Source organism: Streptomyces sp. M-16, assembly GCF_052114405.1.
Lineage (GTDB): Bacteria > Actinomycetota > Actinomycetes > Streptomycetales > Streptomycetaceae > Streptomyces.
Map to the genome: position 1 here is coordinate 1 of NZ_JBFRER010000278.1, position 2,058 is coordinate 2,058.

Genomic DNA, 2,058 nt, shown 5'->3' on the forward strand with positions numbered 1-2,058 from the left:
CCCCGACCCCCTGGCAAAGACCCCACCTACTACCGACCCTCGCAGCAGGGGACCCACCGGCCCCCTCCGTCACACCGCCCGGGAGCCGGTCCCGGAGGGTGCGCACGGGCCGTCCGGGTACTACGACGCCGCTTCGTATGTGACCTGGGTCCTATGGGACGGCTCACCGCCGGACCCCCCGGATCTCACCGATCGTGACCGGCCGTGTCCCCCTCGGGGACGGGATCCGGGGCGGAAGCCCCCTCCCGCCCGAAGGAGACGGGGGCGTCGAAGGCGGCCTTCCGCGTGGCCCGCCGCAGCGCCTTCAGCAGGGTGGCCCCGAGGGCGAGGGTCAGGACGACGGTCAGCGCCGCCCGCCCCAGGTCCCAGCCCAGCGAGGTCGCCAGGCAGTACGCGACGAAACGCGCCAGGTTCTGCGCCACCGGGTCGCCGGGGTGGAAGGAGACCCCCTGGCCCATGCCCTGCAGGAGCACCCAGCCCTGGAGGTTCATCACCGTGCCGTACGCGAACGAGCCCAGGAACCCGTACGCCGCCAGCATCGCCAGCTCGGCCCGCCCCCGGATCCGCTCCGGGCCCGGCAGCAGCCCGGCGCCCAGCGAGAACCAGCCCAGGGCCAGCATCTGGAACGGCATCCACGGCCCGACCCCGCCGGTGAGCAGGGCCGACGCGAACATGGTGACGGAGCCCAGGACGAAGCCGAATCCCGGCCCGAGGACCCGGCCGCTGAGCACCATCAGGAAGAACATCGGCTCCAGGCCGGCCGTGCCCGCGCCGAGCGGCCTCAGGGCCGCCCCCACGGCGGCGAGCACGCCCAGCATCGCCACCGCCTTGGCGTCCATCCCCTGGTCCGCGATGGTCGCCACGACCACCGCCACCAGCAGGGGCAGCAGCGCCGCGAACAGCCACGGGGCGTCCTGGGAGTGGGCCAGGCCCGACTGGCGGTCGGCCAGCAGCGGCCAGCCGAAGGCGGCGATGCCGATCAGGGTGACGAGGACCAGGGCCGCGGCGGCACGCGGACCGACGCGGACGGGGCGGCCGTGGCGCAGGGGGCGGGCGGGGCGGGCGGTGTCCGGGAGGCCGGGGCCGGAGCGGCCGGTGTCCGGCAGCCCGGGGGCGGGGCGGTTCACGGGGTCCCTTCGAGGGCCGCGGCCACCTGGGACACCGTGAGCCAGTGCCCCGGGGCCAGGATCTTGGCCACCTGGGGGGCGAAGGCGGGGGAGGAGACGACGACCTCGGCCGTCGGGCCGTCCGCGACGACCTCGCCGCCCGCCAGGATCACCACCCGGTGGGCCAGCTCGGCCGCCAGCTCCACGTCGTGCGTGGCCAGCACGATGGCGTGCCCGTCCGCCGCGAGCCCGCGCAGCAGCCCGACCAGCCGCGCCTTGGCGGCGTAGTCCAGCCCGCGGGTGGGTTCGTCGAGGAGGAGCAGGGCCGGCCGGCCGGTCAGGACCAGGGCCAGGGCCAGGGTCAGCCGCTGGCCCTCGGACAGGTCCCGGGGGTGGGTGTCGTCCGGTACGCCGGGCAGCAGGGCCGCGACCAGGTCACGGCAGGTGCCGGGGGCGGCGCCGGCATCGGCGTCGGCCGCGGCGCACTCGGCGGAGACGGTGTCGGCGTAGAGGAGGTCGCGCGGCTCCTGGGGGACCAGGCCCACCCGGCGCACCACCTCCCGAGGCGGGGTGCGGTGGGGCGCACGGCCGGCGACGCTCACCTCGCCGGCCGCGGGGGCCAGGGTGCCGATCAGGGCCGCGAGGAGGGTGGACTTGCCGGCGCCGTTGCGGCCCATCAGGGCGACGGTCTCGCCGGGGGCGACCGAGAAGGTGACGTCCCGGAGCACCTCGGCGCGTGCGCCGCGGCGCACGGAGAGGTCCCGTACGACGGCGGCCGCAGCGGAGGCCGACGGGTCGGACGCGCCGGTCACGGGGGCGGGGCGGCGCCCGCGCAGCCGTGCGAACAGACCGGTGCCGGAGCGCCGGGCTCCCGCCGCCGGTGCCGGAGCGGCGCGGTCCGGCCCGCCACCCTGGGCCGGGACGTGCGCCCCGGGCGCCGCCGGCTCCCCGG

2 protein-coding genes are annotated in these 2,058 nt (G+C 77.6%); both read right to left on the bottom strand.

Annotated features, from left to right (window positions below; translation table 11 throughout):
* Positions 1-185: 185 nt before the first annotated feature.
* Positions 186-1,046: an ECF transporter S component gene (locus tag AB4039_RS42050; protein WP_442273285.1), complete on the bottom strand. Its 861-nt coding sequence runs from the start codon at positions 1,044-1,046 to the stop codon at positions 186-188.
* 77 nt (positions 1,047-1,123) lie between these two features.
* Positions 1,124-2,058, bottom strand: a 935-nt coding sequence (locus AB4039_RS42055) for an ATP-binding cassette domain-containing protein (RefSeq protein ID WP_442273284.1), incomplete at its 5' end; no start/stop codon positions are given.